The organism is Bradyrhizobium cosmicum, from assembly GCF_032290525.1.
Taxonomy (GTDB): domain Bacteria; phylum Pseudomonadota; class Alphaproteobacteria; order Rhizobiales; family Xanthobacteraceae; genus Bradyrhizobium; species Bradyrhizobium cosmicum_A.
Genome location: NZ_JASXTA010000318.1, coordinates 1 through 262 on the forward strand (window position 1 = coordinate 1; position 262 = coordinate 262).

1 protein-coding gene is annotated in these 262 nt (G+C 42.7%); it reads left to right on the forward strand.

Annotated features, from left to right (window positions below; all coding sequences use genetic code 11):
* Positions 1–27: 27 nt before the first annotated feature.
* Positions 28–262 (forward strand): hypothetical protein (locus QSV46_RS40105; protein WP_314964163.1); only part of this gene is annotated, 235 nt, incomplete at its 3' end.

Genomic DNA, 262 nt, shown 5'->3' on the forward strand with positions numbered 1-262 from the left:
TACCTGGACAGTGGATGCTCGCGACACATGACGGGCATAAGGTCTATATTCCAAAAACTGATGCTACTTAAATCAGGAGGAGATGTAGGTTTTGGAGGGAACCAGAAGGGAAAAATTATTGGTAAAGGCTCCATTGGTCATGGAAACTCTCCTGTGATCAATGATGTTCTTCTGGTGGAAGGCTTAATGCACAACTTACTCTCCATAAGCCAAATAGCTGATCAAGGTTATGATGTGATCTTCAATCAAACCTGCTGTAGAG